The organism is Methyloceanibacter sp. (assembly GCF_058506495.1).
The window spans coordinates 1-16,113 of sequence record NZ_JBZMXT010000050.1; the positions used below are offsets into that span (position 1 = coordinate 1).

The 16,113-nt window shown below is 59.1% G+C and carries 15 protein-coding genes; 5 read left to right on the forward strand and 10 right to left on the reverse strand.

What is annotated here, in order from left to right; genetic code table 11:
- The 4 genes from AC33YF_RS09475 to AC33YF_RS09490 form a co-directional block, all read left to right on the forward strand.
- Positions 1–659 (forward strand): tellurite resistance TerB family protein (locus tag AC33YF_RS09475; RefSeq protein ID WP_491776961.1); only part of this gene is annotated, 659 nt, incomplete at its 5' end.
- 122 nt (positions 660–781) lie between these two features.
- The gene (gene lysM, locus AC33YF_RS09480) at positions 782–1,228 is read left to right on the forward strand and encodes a peptidoglycan-binding protein LysM (protein WP_491776962.1); all 447 of its coding nucleotides are present in this window, start codon (positions 782–784) and stop codon (positions 1,226–1,228) included.
- A 184-nt stretch (positions 1,229–1,412) separates the two neighbouring features.
- Positions 1,413–2,198 (forward strand): bestrophin-like domain, encoded by a 786-nt coding sequence (locus AC33YF_RS09485; protein WP_491776963.1) that lies wholly within the window; start codon positions 1,413–1,415, stop codon positions 2,196–2,198.
- A gap of 202 nt (positions 2,199–2,400) precedes the next feature.
- The gene (locus AC33YF_RS09490; RefSeq protein ID WP_491776964.1) at positions 2,401–2,532 is read left to right on the forward strand and encodes a hypothetical protein; all 132 of its coding nucleotides are present in this window, start codon (positions 2,401–2,403) and stop codon (positions 2,530–2,532) included.
- A gap of 157 nt (positions 2,533–2,689) precedes the next feature.
- Here AC33YF_RS09490 and AC33YF_RS09495 read toward each other — a convergent pair whose 3' ends face one another.
- From AC33YF_RS09495 to AC33YF_RS09535, 9 genes are all read right to left on the reverse strand, one after another.
- Entirely contained in the window at positions 2,690–3,661 is a 972-nt protein-coding gene (locus AC33YF_RS09495; protein WP_491776965.1) for an HpcH/HpaI aldolase/citrate lyase family protein, read from the reverse strand.
- 17 nt (positions 3,662–3,678) lie between these two features.
- Positions 3,679–6,450, reverse strand: a complete 2,772-nt coding sequence (locus AC33YF_RS09500) for a phosphoenolpyruvate carboxylase (protein ID WP_491776975.1) — start codon at positions 6,448–6,450, stop codon at positions 3,679–3,681.
- Positions 6,451–6,671: 221 nt separating this feature from the next.
- Positions 6,672–7,556: a succinate--CoA ligase subunit alpha gene (sucD, locus tag AC33YF_RS09505; RefSeq protein WP_491776966.1), complete on the reverse strand. Its 885-nt coding sequence runs from the start codon at positions 7,554–7,556 to the stop codon at positions 6,672–6,674.
- A 22-nt stretch (positions 7,557–7,578) separates the two neighbouring features.
- Positions 7,579–8,757, reverse strand: a complete 1,179-nt coding sequence (locus AC33YF_RS09510) for a malate--CoA ligase subunit beta (RefSeq protein WP_491776967.1) — start codon at positions 8,755–8,757, stop codon at positions 7,579–7,581.
- 66 nt (positions 8,758–8,823) lie between these two features.
- Positions 8,824–9,456 carry a methenyltetrahydrofolate cyclohydrolase gene (gene fchA / locus AC33YF_RS09515; protein WP_491776968.1) on the reverse strand — a complete coding sequence of 211 codons (633 nt, stop codon included), beginning with the start codon at positions 9,454–9,456 and terminating at the stop codon, positions 8,824–8,826.
- Positions 9,456–10,313 (reverse strand): NADP-dependent methylenetetrahydromethanopterin/methylenetetrahydrofolate dehydrogenase, encoded by an 858-nt coding sequence (locus tag AC33YF_RS09520; RefSeq protein ID WP_491776969.1) that lies wholly within the window; start codon positions 10,311–10,313, stop codon positions 9,456–9,458. Before AC33YF_RS09520 ends, fchA begins: the two co-directional genes overlap by 1 nt.
- 19 nt (positions 10,314–10,332) lie before the next feature.
- On the reverse strand, positions 10,333–11,274 hold the full coding sequence (locus tag AC33YF_RS09525) for a D-2-hydroxyacid dehydrogenase (RefSeq protein ID WP_491776970.1): 942 nt from the start codon (positions 11,272–11,274) through the stop codon (positions 10,333–10,335).
- Between the two features lie 126 nt (positions 11,275–11,400).
- Positions 11,401–12,612 (reverse strand): aminotransferase class V-fold PLP-dependent enzyme, encoded by a 1,212-nt coding sequence (locus tag AC33YF_RS09530; protein ID WP_491776971.1) that lies wholly within the window; start codon positions 12,610–12,612, stop codon positions 11,401–11,403.
- 129 nt (positions 12,613–12,741) lie between these two features.
- A complete protein-coding gene (locus AC33YF_RS09535; protein WP_491776972.1) occupies positions 12,742–14,448 on the reverse strand; it encodes a formate--tetrahydrofolate ligase in 1,707 nt (568 codons plus the stop codon).
- Positions 14,449–14,595: 147 nt separating this feature from the next.
- Here AC33YF_RS09535 and AC33YF_RS09540 point away from each other — a divergent pair, with 147 nt between their 5' ends.
- Positions 14,596–15,861: a glycerate kinase type-2 family protein gene (locus AC33YF_RS09540; RefSeq protein WP_491776973.1), complete on the forward strand. Its 1,266-nt coding sequence runs from the start codon at positions 14,596–14,598 to the stop codon at positions 15,859–15,861.
- A gap of 12 nt (positions 15,862–15,873) precedes the next feature.
- Here the strand turns inward: AC33YF_RS09540 and AC33YF_RS09545 are convergent.
- Positions 15,874–16,113 (reverse strand): TraR/DksA family transcriptional regulator (locus tag AC33YF_RS09545; RefSeq protein WP_491776974.1); only part of this gene is annotated, 240 nt, incomplete at its 5' end.

Sequence of the window (16,113 nt, forward strand, 5' to 3'; positions counted from 1 at the left end):
CAAGCGGCGGCCAGTCGTCCGGCGCTCTTGGCGATATTCTTGGCAACCTTGGAAACATGCTCGGCTCTCCCAGCGGCGTCGGCGGGATGAGCAAAGGCGAGCTGGGCGGTCTCGGCGCCCTGGCAGGCGCCATACTTGGCGGAGGCGGAAGCTCCGCGAAGGGCGCGGTTGGCGGCAGCGCGATGGCCATACTTGGGACACTAGCTCTTTCCGCGCTTAAGAACTGGCAGGCTCAGGCCGCGAGCGGCGGCGACAGCGTCAACGCGCTCGGGCTCTCCGAAACCGAAGTGCGGCAAATTTCAGCCCCAGAGACAGCCGAGCTGTGCCTGCGTGGCATGATTGAGGCGATCAAATCTGACGGCGAGGTCTCGCGAGACGAGATCGAAAAGTTGACCGGCAAACTCGCAGAGGGCGGCATTACCGACGAAGAAAAAGAGTTTGTTCAAGCCGAGATGGCGAAGCCGCAAGATCTTGCTGGATTGGTGAATGCGATTCCCAATCCTGAAGTCGGCATCCAGGTTTACGCCGCATCGCTAATGGCGATCTCTGTCGACACCCCGGCGGAGCGCGCCTTCCTAGAAGGACTTGCCGACGGCACCGGCATTGCGCCTGACGCCGTCGCGCGCCTGCATCAGTTGGTCGGCGCACCATCCGCCTAGCAGGCGATCCGCCCTCAGCAGAACCGAAAGGGACCGTCACGCGCATGGGATGCACTTGGCGGTCCTCTCCAAGGGCCTTCAACCTCTTCTCAAGGGCCCGAAATCCGAAGAAAGGAAACGACATGGGTTTTTTTGATTTCGTCAAGAATGCGGGCAAGAGCCTGTTCGGTTCGAGCGCCGAGGCCGCGGATACCGACCCCGCCGAAGCCATTGCGAAGGAAGTCGGTGACCCAAGCCTTGCGGACAAGATTAAGGTCGAAGTGGAAGGCGAGACCGTAAAGGTCAGCGGCGATGTGCCCGATCAAGAGACCCGCGAGAAAATTATTGTTGCTGCCGGCAACGTAGACGGCATCTCGAAGGTCGACGAAGAATTGAAACCGGCGGACGACAAGCCCGAGGGCAAATTCCACACGGTGGCCAAGGGCGACACACTTTGGGCCATCGCGGAGAAGTTTTACGGCGACGGTTCCAAATATCATACCATCTTCGAGGCGAATAAGCCCATGCTCTCGCACCCCGACAAGATCTATCCGGGTCAGCTCCTGCGCATTCCAGTGTTCGTCGATTAGGTAGGAGAGGATCCGCACCGGCGAGCATTGCAGCAACCACATTCGAACCAGGCGATGCAGACGGCGGTGTTTTGGGCTGCCGTTTTCTCCTAATGCGCGCTGTGTCTTAATCGGATTTGCCTAGGCCCCGGAGCGCGACGGCTCTCGATTGCCATCTGCACTATTCTTCCGTTAGACACGACGCATGAGCGTTCAAGATAGCTTCATCCTGACGGGGATCATTGCCGGCCTTGGGGTCACGCTCGTCGGGCTCATGTTCCTGCTTCTCGGGCATTTCGCGTTTCGGCGATTTGGTGACGAGGATACGAAGGACGTCGCAGGGGTCGTAGGCTTCCGCGTCTCGGCTATTTTCGGCATTGCTTGCGGTCTGATCTTCGCCGCATCCGCCGCCTACTTGATCGAGGCCAAGCGCGATCTTCAAGAAGAAGCGCGTTTGATCGGAACACTGCAATTCATTGTGGCCAACGCGGACGGTCTTTCGAACAAGGAAGAGGTCCAAGATAACCTGAATGCGTTTGCCGCACGGTCACTAAGAGAGTTCTTGACGCCCGAGGGCGTGGGTAGTGCTGGCCGCGTCACGAGCAACTATTTGGGCGATAGCTGCCGCAGCATGATACAGCAGGAGGGTGACGAGCCGCACATCGCCTGGGCTAAGGACGAGTTCCAGCGATCATGCAGCAAACTCATCGACTTGCGCGGAAAGAAGCTGATTGGGTCGCGCGAGCCCTTGGTCTCAACGCCGTTTTGGGCGTTCTTCGCGATCTGCTTTGTATTTCTCGCGTTCCTGTTTGGTGTCTTCGCGCTGACGCCCATCAACGTGGCGTTCGCGTGCATCTTCTTCTTTACGACGGGAATCACCGGCTCAATCATCTATGCCATGAGTAATCCCTACCAAGAGCCCGGCAAGGTCGACCCGCAGCCCCTGATGCTCTTGCTCGAAGGCGCCAACAAAGCGCGTATCGCAAATTAGTCGAGAGACCGCGGAGCAGGCCTTCTGTGCGACCGCGGTCGTAGGCCCCACCAAGCGACTTGCATTGAGTTACGAAACCGTAAGGCTTTCGGCAGCCGTGTGGCTCAAAGCGCCAAAAATGTCAAAGAGTTGCCGACATTCGGTCGAGCGGCTGCCCCCTTCGCCTGCCATAAGGGAGAAGTTTAGGGAGTGGAGTACCGAAATGACAATTCTATCGCTTTTGACCAGCATCGTTCTCGTTGGACTGGTCTATGGCCTGAGCTTCTTGCCGTCCGCGTCCTTGGCGCGCCCCGATGACGAAGTGGGCCTTGGACTAATCGAGACGGTGGCTTAGGCAGACTACGCTACGGGCATTGCGCGCGCGAAGCGCAGCATTCTCGAAAAGCAACACCACTACCGAGCGAACGACCGTCGTTCCACAAAAAGAAAACGGCCGGAACAAATTCCGGCCGTTCTTGTTTTCCAACAGCGTCACGGGCGGCCGCGGAGGCTCAGCCCTTGATTTGGGCAGCCTTGTCGAGCAGCGCCTGTGCTTGGCGGATCGAGGCGATGTCGATCAATCGGCCATCGAGTGACACCGCGCCCTTGCCTTCTTTGGCTGCCTGCTCCATCGCATCGACAATGCGCTTCGCCTTCTCGACTTCGGCGGCGGCCGGCGAGAAGACTTCATTCGCCAACGGAATCTGAGAGGGATGGATCGCCCACTTGCCCTCGAACCCGAGAACAGCGGCGCGCTTCGCAGCGGCCTTGTAGCCGTCGGCGTCGGAGAAGTCTCCGAAAGGTCCGTCGATCGGACGCAGGCCATAAGCTCGGCAGGCCACCATCATGCGTGACAGCGCAAAATGCCAAGGATCGCCCCAGTGATAGTCGCGCTTGCCGTCCGCATCAGCGTCAGTCAGGACGCCGTGGTCGGGATGAGGACCACCAATACCAACCGTCCGAGCCCGCGTGGACGCGGCGTAGTCCGCAACGCCGAAGCTCATCGCCTCGACGCGTGGGCTCGACTGGGCGATGGCCTCCACATTCGCCATCCCGAGTGCTGTCTCGATAAGAAGCTCAAGGCCGAGCTTCTTTTCGTATTTCTTGTACTGCTCGACCTGCGTGACGAGCATGTCGATGGCATAAACATCCTCGGGCACGCCGACCTTGGGGATAAGAATCATGTCAAGGCGCGGGCAGTTCTCAAGCACATCGATTACATCGCGATAGGCGTAATGGGTGTCGAGACCATTGATGCGGATCATCATGGTCTTATTGCCCCAGTCGATGTCATTGAGCCCCTGAATGATGTTCTTGCGGGCCTGCTCCTTGTCGTCTGGCGCGACGGCGTCCTCAAGATCGAGGAAAATGACGTCCGCGGCGCTGGCTGCGGCCTTCTCGAACATGCCGGGGTTGGAACCGGGCACAGCCAGCTCCGAACGATGCAGGCGCGGCGTAGCCTGCTGGATCAGCGTAAAACTCATTTCATTCTCCTCCTGATTTAGCCTGTGGCGCCGAGTCCGGCGGCCACGGTATTGATGGAAAGCAACAACGCGGATTTGTACGACTCGCGCTCCTGCTCGTTTTCGCTCGCTCTGAACCGGCGCAGCAGCTCGACCTGTTCCCGGCTCACTTGATTGACCGTGGACAGCCTATCGGCCAGCGACGCACGGAATTGCTCGAAACGCTCACCCGGGAATGCGCTACCCGATATCGAGAGCACCATCTCCTTCGTAAGCGCGTATTCCTGTTCGATCATCGAAAATATTTCTTCCCGCACCTGCTCATCGGACACCAGGCTTGCATAATCTCGGGCGATTCTGAGATCTACGCGGGCGAGCGCTTTCTCGACTTCGTCGACAATCAGACGCATCAGACGTGACTCGTTGAACATGTCGCCGAGCAACCGCGCGCCCTTGTCGCCACGCACGTCCAGGAAACTCTGAATGGCACTGCCGACGCCGTACCAGTTGGTGATCATGTGCCGGTTCTGGGACCAAGCAAACACCCACGGAATCGCCCGCAAGTCCTTCAACGAACTTGCACCGAAACGGCGTGCGGGACGCGAGCCGATATTGAGGAGTGAGATTTCCTCCAATGGACTGGCAGCCTGAAAGTAATCGACGAGGTTCGGGTTGGACAGCAGCTTGTCGTAGGCAACGCGCGAAAGCCCCGATAGGGCTTCCAAGGCATCGTCAAATTCGCCGCTCGGTTTAAGGGCCGCCTCTCGCTCGGACATCAACGCATGCTCGAGGACACTCGAGGCGAGAAGCTCCATCTGATAGAGGGCCGTTCCCTTGTTCGCATATTTTGAGGAGACGACTTCACCCTGCTCAGTGACCCGATATCGGCCGCGGATTGACCCCGCGGGCTGAGCGGCAATGGCGCGGCCGGTCGGCGCGCCGCCACGTGAGACCGAGCCGCCTCGGCCATGGAAGAACGAGATCGGCGTGCCAGCGCTCTCGCCCACGCGTGTGAGCTGTTGTTGGGCCTTTGCCAGCTCCCAATTTGCGGCGACATAGCCACCATCCTTATTGGAGTCCGAGTAGCCGAGCATGACTTCCTGAAGCCCGCCCTGCCAATGAGTTGAGCGGCGGATCAGTGGGATCGCCAAGGCCTCACGCATAATGGCCGGGGCGGCGCGCAGATCGTCGATCGTTTCGAAAAGCGGGACAATCGGCAAAGAGCAAATCTCCGTTCCTGCCGCGTCCAAAAACAACCCACCGTGTTTTGCGAGCAGATAGGCACCAAGAATGTCGTCGACCGAGCGGGTCATTGAAATGATAAAGGACCCATAAGAGTCAGGATCGAGACCGCGGCGAATTTCCGCCGCCTGCTTGAACATCGCGATGGTCTCTTCCGCCTCGGACGGTATCGGCTCGTTCGAACCATCGGTCGGCAGAGGACGAGCGAGCGCTTGCAGAAGCCATGCCCGCCATTCCGGAGAGCCGAGTTCTGGCGGGTCGCTTTTCGAAGAGCCCTCGCTGGCCCACCACAAGGCCTGGACCGCTTGTGTGGTCCGGGTCGTGTTCTCCCGAAGATCGAGCCGAACTGTCGAGAACCGGAAGAGCTCCACGGCACGCCGGACGGGTCGAACCATATCGTTTGCAATGGTCGGACTGTTTACGTCGCTGAGGGCGCGCTCCATCCGCCGCAAGTCGTGAATCAGCTCATCGGCATTTGTGTAATGGGGTGTGCCGACTTCGATATCTTTGCCGTTGGCGCGCTGCATCGTGGCGTCGAGCTTGCGCAGTATGCAGGTGAGAAACTGCCGGTAGGGCTCGCCGGGGTTCCGCTCAGCGATCGCCTCCCCGTCGCCGCTTGCGCGCAGTTCCCCCGCCAATTCTTCTTGGAAGGTCTCCGGGATCGGAAGCGCGCGTTGGCTAATCGACATAGAGCGCGCCAAGGCAACGAGGCGCCCGTAATAGTAGTTCAAGGCCGCCATGGCATTCTTGCGAAGCGCCCAGCCCGTGACTTCTGTCGTTACGAACGGGTTTCCGTCGCGGTCGCCGCCGATCCAGGAACCGAATTGGAAGAAGGGCGGCAGGTCGAACTGCTCGTCCGGATAATGTCGCTTCAAGGCGCCTTGAAGGAGCTCCAGAACCTCTGGCGCCCTTTCGAACAAAGCCTCGTCGAAAAAATGGAGACCACGGAGCACTTCGTGCTCAACCGTGGGCTTTTGCAAGTGAAGCTCGCCGGTCATCCAGACCAATTCGATCTGGTCCCGAATGTTGGCGATAATGGTATAGCGTTCGCGCTTGGTCCAACGCGCGTTCTCGAGCTCCAGGAGCAACAGATAGATCTTGCGATACTTCTCGAGAACCGTAATGCGTTTTGATTCTGTCGGATGGGCGGTAATCACCGGGCGAATGCGCAGGTTCTGCAGCAGTGTCTCGATCTCGCGAGGACCAACGCCGACACCCTTCGCTCGGTCGATAACGTTGTCAAACGACCCAAGAAGATCGTCACGGCCGCGCTCGCGCTCAATATGCCGGCGCCGGCGCATCGTCGCGTTCTGATCGGCGATGGACAAAAGATGGAACCAGATTCCTTGCGCCGACAGGGCGCGCGACATCAATTCGGGCGAGTACTCCGCGATGGAGATCTCAGCCCCGCCCGCCAAGATCGGTTCGATCGCCGGCTCGTGGCGCCGCACTACGTCTAAGAGTAGCTCGAACAAGAGCTGCGCGGCGTACTTTGGCGATGTTCCCGTGATCAGAGCAGTATTACTGGTCTGATCTACCACATCGCTAGTTCTGACATCCTCATTCATCGCCAATGTCCGCACTCCGACTTCGCTGATCGGTCTTGGATCTGTCACTCAGTAGCTCGCGCGGACCCCCAGCACGCTCTGATCCGATCGCCGGGTCCGGCGACCGGTGGTGCGGTGGAGCCAGGCGGTCCCACCTGCAATTGTTTGCCTTCCGGGGAAGGCCCAGAATCAGCATAGGCGCCGTCCATGACCTGGGCGCGTCCAGCGCTCTCCTTCTCTCCTTAGGCTCCCAGAACCTTGGCCACAGTCGTACCGAACTCGCTTGGGTTCGGCGCCACAGTCAGCCCGTTCGCCTTCATGATTTCCGCCTTCTCGGCTGCGCTGTCGCCAGCCGCCGAAATGATCGCGCCGGCATGACCCATGCGACGTCCCTTCGGCGCGGTAAGACCCGCAACGAAGCCAACAACGGGCTTAGCCATGTTGTCTTTGATCCAAGCAGACGCCTCAGCTTCCTGCGGACCGCCGATCTCGCCGATCATCAGCACGGCATCGGTTTCGGGATCTTCTTCAAACAAGGCGAGGTGATCCAAAAACGAGGATCCGTTGATCGGGTCGCCGCCAATACCGACCGACGTCGAAATGCCGATCCCATGCTCCTTCATTTGCGCGGCTGCCTCGTAACCGAGCGTACCGGAGCGCGATATCACACCGACCTTACCTTGAAGGTAAATGTGCCCCGGCATGATACCGAGCATGGACTTCCCGGGACTGATGATGCCCGCACAGTTGGGGCCAACCATCATAGTCCGGCGATCGCGCGGATAGCGCATCAGGTAGCGCTTCACCCGCATCATGTCTTGCGCCGGAATGCCGTCGGTGATGGAGCAGACCAGCCTTATACCTGCATCTGCGCATTCCATGATTGCATCAGCACAGAACGCTGGCGCCACAAAGGTGATTGACGCCTCGGCGCCCGTTTCCTTAACGGCTTCCTTGACCGTATTAAAAAGAGGACGATCGAGGTGCCGGCCGCCGCCTTTTCCCGGGGTCACGCCACCAACCACGTTCGTACCGTACTCAATCATTTCCCGCGCGTGGAAGGTGCCCTTGTCTCCGGTCATGCCTTGAACAATCACCGGGGTTCTCTCGTCAATTAAGATGCTCATTACAGATCTCCGATCATCGCCCCTACGCAGCCTGCAGTTTGCCCTGACAGGCCTGAACAGCCTTCTCAGCGGCCTCGGACAACGTGTCTGCCGTGATGAGCTTAAGCCCACTCTCTTCTAAGATTTTACGGCCATCTTCCACATTCGTCCCGGCAAGGCGCACAACTAGCGGAACCTTGATGTCAAGATTTCCGCAGGCTTGAACCACACCCTTAGCGACCCAGTCGCAACGATTGATGCCGGCGAAGATGTTCACCAGGATCGCCTTCACATTGGCATCGGAAACAACCAGCTTCATGGCCGTCTCAATGCGGTCCGGCGAAGCCCCGCCGCCCACATCAAGGAAGTTAGCCGGCTCACCGCCCGCATGCTTGATCATGTCCATGGTGGCCATGGCAAGACCCGCTCCGTTAACGATGCAGCCAATATCTCCATCGAGGCCGATATAATTGAGATTGTGCTCCGCGGCTTGGGCCTCACGTGGATCCTGCTGCGAGGGGTCGTACATGTCAGAAACGCCGTGACGCCGGAAGAGTGCGTTGTCGTCGAATGACATCTTCGCGTCGAGTGCAAGCACGCGGTCGTCCTTCGTCACGACCAGCGGGTTGATCTCGAGCATCTGGGCGTCGCAGTCGCGGAATGCGCGGTAGGCATTCACGATCGTCGAGACGCAACTCTGAGCCTGCTTAATTGTGAGGCCGAGTTGGAACGCCAATTCTCGTGCTTGAAACGACTGCAAACCCACCGCCGGCTCGACAATGACCTGAAGAATGGCATCGGGATTGGTTTTGGCGAGTTCCTCAATCTCCATCCCGCCTTCCTGCGAGGCAATCACGCGAATGCGCTCTGCTTTCCGGTCTAGTACGTAACCAAGATACAGTTCCTTTTCGAAAGGTTCTGCCGCCTCCACGTAAACACGCTGCACGGGCTTGCCTTCTGGACCCGTCTGGTTCGTCACCAAACGCTTGCCCAGCAGTTCCTGCGCTGCCTCACGGACCTCGTGATAGGTCTTGCAAATCTTAATGCCGCCGGCCTTACCGCGAGCGCCGGCGTGGATCTGCGCCTTGACCGCCCAGCTCCAGCCGCCAAGTTCCGTCGCCGCATAAACGGCCTGATCGGGGCTGAAAGCAACCGCACCCTTCGGCACTGGTACGCCGAAGCTGCCCAGAAGTTCTTTGGCTTGATACTCGTGAACGTCCACGTCGTTCCTCCTTCTACAAAGTCAGCTCGCCGGGCCTTCTCATTCGGAAGTCCACGCCGAGGGGCGTCAACTAACCTTGCCCTTTACGATCTCGTATGCCTTCTCGGTCGTTGCTTCCGCACCGGCGAGAAGACCCTCCAGTTCACTCAGCTTAGACTCCACAAAGCTCGCGTCGGAAATCATTTTTGCATTGATATAGACATTTAAGGCTGCACTCCGAAGTGCTGCGCATGCAGACAGAACCGCAACGCCAGCATCGGAGATCACATTAATGTTGCCCTTCTCAGACGCGATAAGTGACAGATCGATGACGTCTCGCGCCAAACGGCAGCAGCGGATCGGAACTTCCGTCGCCATCTTGAGCGCATCCTGAATTGCTGCAGCGCGTGCAGCTTTTTCGTCGTCGGTCTCCTTGGGCATTCCATAGGCGCCCATAACCGTATCGAAGGCCTGGACGTCGTCCTGAATCATCGCCGTCATCCGATGACGCAGATCCTCGGCTTTCGCCAAGACATCTTTCAGCTCGTCTTCAACGTCCGCATACTTCTTTTTGCCGATCGTCAAATTGCAGACCATACTGACGAGAGCTGCTCCCATACCGCCAAGAATTGCAGCAGCGCTGCCCCCACCCGGCGTTGCAGCACTTGAGGCGAGCTGATCAAGGAAAGGCTCGATCGCGGTATCTTTGATCTCGGTCATCAGGCCATCTCTTTCGCAAGCGCATAGATCTCCTCGGCATCGTAAACGCCCTCAGAGCTTTCGAACATCTTGGCAATGCACTCTCGGTGCAGCTTGAGCTTGAGTCCGCCAATCCCAAGTGCGCCGTAACCGATCTTGCCGTTGTAATCTTTGCCTTTGTCCATGGCGTCCACACCCTCAATACCCATGGGCGGCTGCGCGTTCACATCGGCCAGAAGCTCAATATTCGGGTTGTTCTCCCAAGCCGACTTCGGAAGCAACTGCACGCCGATGGCTCCGGCGGAGTAGACAATATTGGCGTCTTTCACAGCTTCGCTGCGCTCTTCATCTGTTGCTCCCGCAGCGCCCGAGACCTTAAATCCGAAGCGATCCTCGATAACCTTTGCCGCCTCCTCCGCGCGTTCTTTCGTGCGCGACGTAATGGTGACATCGCACCCTTCCATGCCAAAGAAGCCCGCTGCGCGCATACCCACAGGCCCCGTGCCGGCAAGCACGACGGCTTTCTTGCCCTTGAGATCGCGTCCCTTGGCAAGGAGCGCCACGCCAGCGGCCGCCGTCGTGTTCGAACCATTGGAGTCCAGCATTACGGAAACTCGGAATGGGCCGAAGAAGTGCTTCTTCACCTTCTCGTAGAGCTCTTCGCCCTTGGCCATGTTGCCACCGCCTACGAAGATCGCGGTGTTTTGCTTATCTTTTCCTCCGCGCGTGTAAATGCAGCCGTCGATCAGTGCACCGACGTTCTCAGGCGTAACACCTGCGTAGCCCGTGACAATGTCGGCACCGCCATCGTAACCGACGACAGTATCGAAAATGCTCGGCATCGGATCGGTGTCGAACAAGAACAGCAGTTTCTTCATTTTGAATTCCCTTTACGCGCTATTCGACGACATTCTGCGGGCTACCCGCAACAAACGCATCGATATTATCCATCAGCTGGTCTGCCAGAATCTGCATGGCCTCGCGGCTTGCCCACGCGACGTGGGGCGTGACGATGAAGTTCGGCAGTTTGAGATCGAGAAGAATGTTGCCTTCTTTCGGAGGCTCCGTCGTAAGCACGTCGAACCCTGCGCCCGCGATGGTGCCAGCCTTTAAAGCCTCGGCAAGAGCGACCTCGTCGACCAGGCCGCCACGCGCCGTGTTGATCAAGATCGAGGTCGGCTTCATCATCTTCAGCTCTTTCTCGCCAATCATGTTGGCCGTCTCCGGCGTCAACGGGCAGTGCAGCGTGATGACGTCGCTTTCCTTCAGCACGGTCTCGAGATCGACAAGCCCATCCTGCGGGAAGACATCGTAGGGCAGGATCTTCATGCCAAGGCACTCTGCCCGCTTGGCAACGGCCTTGCCGATGGCGCCATAGCCGATGATACCCATTGTCGAGTCCGCAATATCGCGGATGGGATGATCGAAGAAGCAGAACTGATCGACCTCGGCCCAGCGCCCATTGCGCGTGTCCTCGATGTAAGCGAGTAGATTGCGGCGCAAGGCGAACATCAACGCCAAGACATGTTCTGGAACCGTGTTGAAGGCATAACCGCGGATATTGACGACCGTAATGCCGTTGGCCTTGCAGTAGGCCTTGTCGACGACGTCGGTGCCCGTTGCAGCCACGGCGATCAGCTTCAACTTCGGCAGCTGCTTGAGGACCTCCTCGCGCATCGGCACCTTGTTTATGATCGCGATGGTCGCGTCTTTCAGACGATCAACAATGTCCTCAGGCGTCCAAGTCGATTGATGCTCGGTATAATTGTGCGGGAAACTGGCTGAGCGGACGTCGGCGCCAACCGACTCGCGGTCGAGGAAAACGATTTCGTGTTCCACGGAACCCCCCTATCTGTCCGACGGGCAGCAACCACCCGCGCTGTGAAGTCCTCCGGGGCGGAAGCAGCCCGGCAGGGACGATGTTTCATCATGAACCTAGCGCTTACTCAAAAAGTGCCTGGCCCCTTACTCCGCGGCCAGGCGCTGATCGGCGGCGCCATTAGCGGTACGGAAATACTCTTGCGCGGCGGCCACGCCCGAACCGGGCTCGACCTGAATGCCGACATCGCGCATGGACATCTCGGCACCGGAAATAGCGCCAAGCAACATCAGTTCGTTGAGATCGCCAAGGTGGCCGATACGGAATAGCTTGCCTGCGACCTCAGACAGCCCCGCGCCGAGCGCGAGGTTATAGCGGCGGAACGCCCTCTCGATGACTTCGGCGCCGTTGAAACCCTCGGGCACCATAATCGCGCTAACCGTGTCGGAGTGCCATTTCGGCTCCTTCGCGCAGAGTGATAGGCCCCACGCGTCGACGGCAGCTCGCGTACCGCCGGCGAGGAACCGATGGCGGGCGAAGACATTTTCGAGGCCTTCCTCGAACATCATCGTCAAGGCTTCGCGCAAGCCATACAGCAGCGGCAACGCCGGCGTGTACGGAAAATATCCGTTCGCATTAGCGTTAAATTGGTCCGCCAGGTCGAAATAGGCGCGCGTGCACTTCGCATCTTGCATCTTCGCCAGCGCCTTCTGGCTGGCGCAGACAATGCCGAGCCCAGCCGGCAACATCATACCCTTCTGGGAGCCGGTGATCGCCAAATCGACGCCCCACTCGTCGAAGCGGAAATCGATGCTGCCGATGGAACTGACGCCATCGACATAAAGAAGCGCTGGATGCTGGGCTGCATCGATTGCACGGCGTACGGCCGCTACATCGGATGTAACGCCCGTAGCGGTCTCGTTGTGGACCACCATTACGCCCTTGATTTCATGGGCTTTATCGTCTCTTAGAACTTCCTCTATCCGGTCCGGATTGGCACCGGTTCCCCATTCTTCTTCCTGGACGATGACCTCAAGCCCGTGGCGGCGAGCGAGATCAATCCAAAGATGGCTGAATTGGCCGAAGCGCGGGGCCAGCACCTTGTCCCTCGGCGTCAGTGTGTTGGTCAGAGCCGACTCCCACGCGCCTGTACCGCTTGCGGGGAAGACGACGACCTGCCCGTGCTTGGTCTGGAAGACCTTCTTCAATTCCGAGAAAAGCGGAATTGTGAGGCTGGGGAAGTCGGGAGACCGATGATCCTCCATCGGAACGTGCATCGCCCGGAGGATTCTATCGGGCACATTCGTCGGCCCTGGCACAAATAGAAAATTACGACCTGGCCGCCTGGCTCCAGCCATCGGTTTCCTCTCCTGGGAAGTTATTGGTTGCTTGGCGCCCCGACGGAGCCCGTGCATACGACTTTAGTATGGTGGTAGCGCCAGCTCGCGCGCCTGGCAACCCTTTTGCTTACCCGCGGGAAGGACGGCCTAGAATAGACCCGTGATCCTGCCTTCGGCGTCCAGTTCGATGTTGTTGGCGGCTGGAACCCGCGGCAGACCGGGCATTGTCATGATGTCTCCGCAGATGACCACGACGAACTCGGCGCCCGCTGAAAGCCTGACCTCGCGGACCGGTATTGTGTGGCCGAGCGGCACACCCTTCCTGTCGGGGTTGGTCGTGAAGCTGTACTGGGTCTTCGCGATGCAAATCGGCAGCTTTCCAAAGCCGTTCTTCTCAAGCTCAGCGAACTTGTCGCGCACCGCCTTGGGCCCGCTAATGTCCTCGGCGCCGTAGATTTCTTGCGCCACCGTCCGGACTTTGTCCCAAAGAGGCATGTCATCCGGATAGAGCGGCTGGAAGTCCGAAGGCTTGGTGTCGATCGTCTTGACAACGCATTCCGCCAGCTCCTCGGCACCCTTTCCGCCCAGCGCCCAGTGATCGGACATGACACACTCGGCGCTGGCAGTCGTGCACAGCCGCTTGAGCAGCGCGATCTCATCGTCCGTATCGAGCGAGAACCGGTTGACCGCTACGACCACAGGGACCTGAAACTTGCGCACATTCTCAATGTGCTTCTCGAGATTGGCGAAGCCCTTCTCAAGCGCGTCGAGGTTCTCTTTTTTGAGATCGTCCTTAGCGACGCCTCCGTGCATTTTCAGGGCCCGGATGGTCGCAACGATCACCACGCAATCCGGTTTGAGTCCGGCCTTGCGGCACTTTATGTCGAAGAATTTCTCCGCGCCAAGATCAGCACCGAAACCCGCTTCGGTCACGACATAGTCGGCGAGCTTCAGGGCAGCCTTCGTGGCGATCACGGAATTACAGCCGTGTGCGATATTCGCAAAGGGGCCCCCATGAATGAAGGCTGGGTTGTTCTCAAGCGTCTGGACCAAATTTGGCGCGAGCGCATCTTTGAGTAGCGCTGCCATGGCACCTGCCGCTGAGATTTGGTCTGCCGTCACCGCCGTCTTATCGCGCGTCTGACCCACCTGAATCTGCCCTAGACGGCGCTGCAAATCCGCCCGGTCTTTCGCCAGGCAGAAGATGGCCATGATTTCAGAAGCCACGACAATGTCGAAGCCGGCCTCGCGAGGAAAGCCGTTTGAAACTCCGCCCAGTGAGGTGACGATCGAGCGCAATGCGCGGTCGTTCATGTCGATACCGCGCCGCCATGTCACGCGTCGTGAGTCAATATCGAGCTTATTGCCCCAATAGATGTGGTTATCGATCATCGCCGCCAATAGATTGTTGGCCGCGCCGATCGCGTGGAAGTCGCCTGTGAAATGAAGGTTGATGTCCTCCATGGGCACGACTTGGGCATAGCCACCGCCAGCCGCACCGCCCTTCATGCCAAAGCAGGGGCCGAGACTGGGCTCGCGCAAACACATGATGGTCTTCTTGCCAATGAGGTTGAGCGCATCGCCAAGGCCGACGGTCGTCGTGGTCTTGCCCTCGCCGGCGGGCGTCGGGGTAATTGCTGTGACGAGAACGAGCTTGCCGTCTGGCTTGTCCTCAAGGCTGTCGATGTAGTCGAGAGAGACCTTCGCCTTGTAATGCCCGTAAGGAATGAGGTCTTCCGCATCGATCCCGAGCTTTTCCTTAGCCACATCGAGGATCGGCCGCATCGATGCCGCCTGACTGATCTCGATATCGGTTTTAGGTTTCTTGTGTTGTTCGCTCGAGCCCTCGGACATGATTGTCTACTCCCAACGTCTTTGCGTCTTTTAGAACACGCGATTGTTCGCGAAGCTGCCCGGCAGCGTATTCATTCGCTTGCCTTCTGGCAATCGTCTGTGCAGTTTCGTGGCCAATAACAAGCAACGGGGAGCGGAGGGGATCAGATGTCTCCAGACGAATTATTGAAAGCAATGTTCCAGGCTGGCGTTGATGCAGCGTTGCCATCGCTCTGCGTCCCTCCTCACCTTCCCGATCGCCCGGCAGGCCGCACTGTTATCATCGGAGCCGGCAAAGCCTCTGGCGCGATGGCGAAGGCGTTGGAAGACAGTTGGAGCGGCGCGCTCGATGGCGTCGTTGTCACGCGCTATGGCTATCGGCTCCCCACGGAACGGCTCGAGGTCGTCGAGGCCGCGCACCCCGTTCCGGACGCCGCGGGCCGCGAGGCCGCGCAACGCGTCTTCAAAGCGGTTCAGGGTCTTACCGAGGACGATCTCGTTGTAGCCCTTATTTCGGGTGGCGGGTCAGCGCTGCTGGCCGCCCCTGCAGCCGGCATTTCGCTCGAAGACAAACAGGCTGTGAACAAAGCGCTACTTGCGAGCGGCGCGACCATCTCCGAGATGAATACGGTGCGCAAGCACTTGTCCGCCATTAAGGGAGGCCGACTCGCCCAAGCCGCTTACCCGGCTAAGGTCGTGGCACTCATGATCTCCGACGTTCCCGGCGACGACGCCTCTATCATTGCGTCCGGCCCCACGGTCCCCGATCCATCCACCAATGCCGACGCAATCGCGATCGTCGAGAAATACCGGATCGACCTGCCTGCCAACGTCCGCCGGGTCCTAGAAACGATCGACGAGACGCCAAAGCCCGGCGACAAATGCTTCGACCGAGTTGAGAACGTCATGATCGCCACCCCACAAGCCTCACTCGAAGCCGCAGCGGCGGTCGCGCGCAAAGCCGGCATCACGCCGGTCATCCTCGGTGACAGCATCGAGGGCGAGTCCCGAGACGTGGGCCTCGTCCATGCGGGCATTGCGCGCCAATGTGCTATGCGCGGCCAACCGGCCGAGCCGCCCTGTGTGCTTATTTCGGGCGGCGAGACAACCGTGACCATCAAGTCGCCGGGCGGCAAGGGAGGACCCAACACCGACTTTCTGTTGTCTATGGCCATCGCGCTTGATGGAGCCCCTAACATCTACGCATTGGCCGGCGACACAGACGGCGTAGACGGCTCAGAGGACAATGCAGGCGCCCTCGTCTATCCCGATACTCTAAAACGCGCGGAAGCAGTCGGCATCAGCGCGAAGGCTCATCAAGCCAAAAATGATCCGTACACGTTTTTCCAGGGCATCGGCGATTTGCTCGAGACCGGCCCAACCATGACCAACGTCAATGACCTGCGGCTCGTGCTGATAACGCGGAAGGACTGAAGTCCTCGCCGACTAGGCGGCGCAACGGATGCACGTCGCGACAGTGGGGTCTGCTTCGATCCGTTTCTCGGCGATCTCCTCGCCGCAGGCGGTGCAGTAGCCGTACTCGCCCTCGTCGATGCGCTTGATGGCAGCCTCAATGCGCCGTGCCTCGTCGTGACGCCGCTGTTCCGAGGCCACAGCCATGGCTTGCACCTGCATGGCATCGATGCGCGAAACACGACCCACAGAGGTCTGGTCGAGCTCTACGGG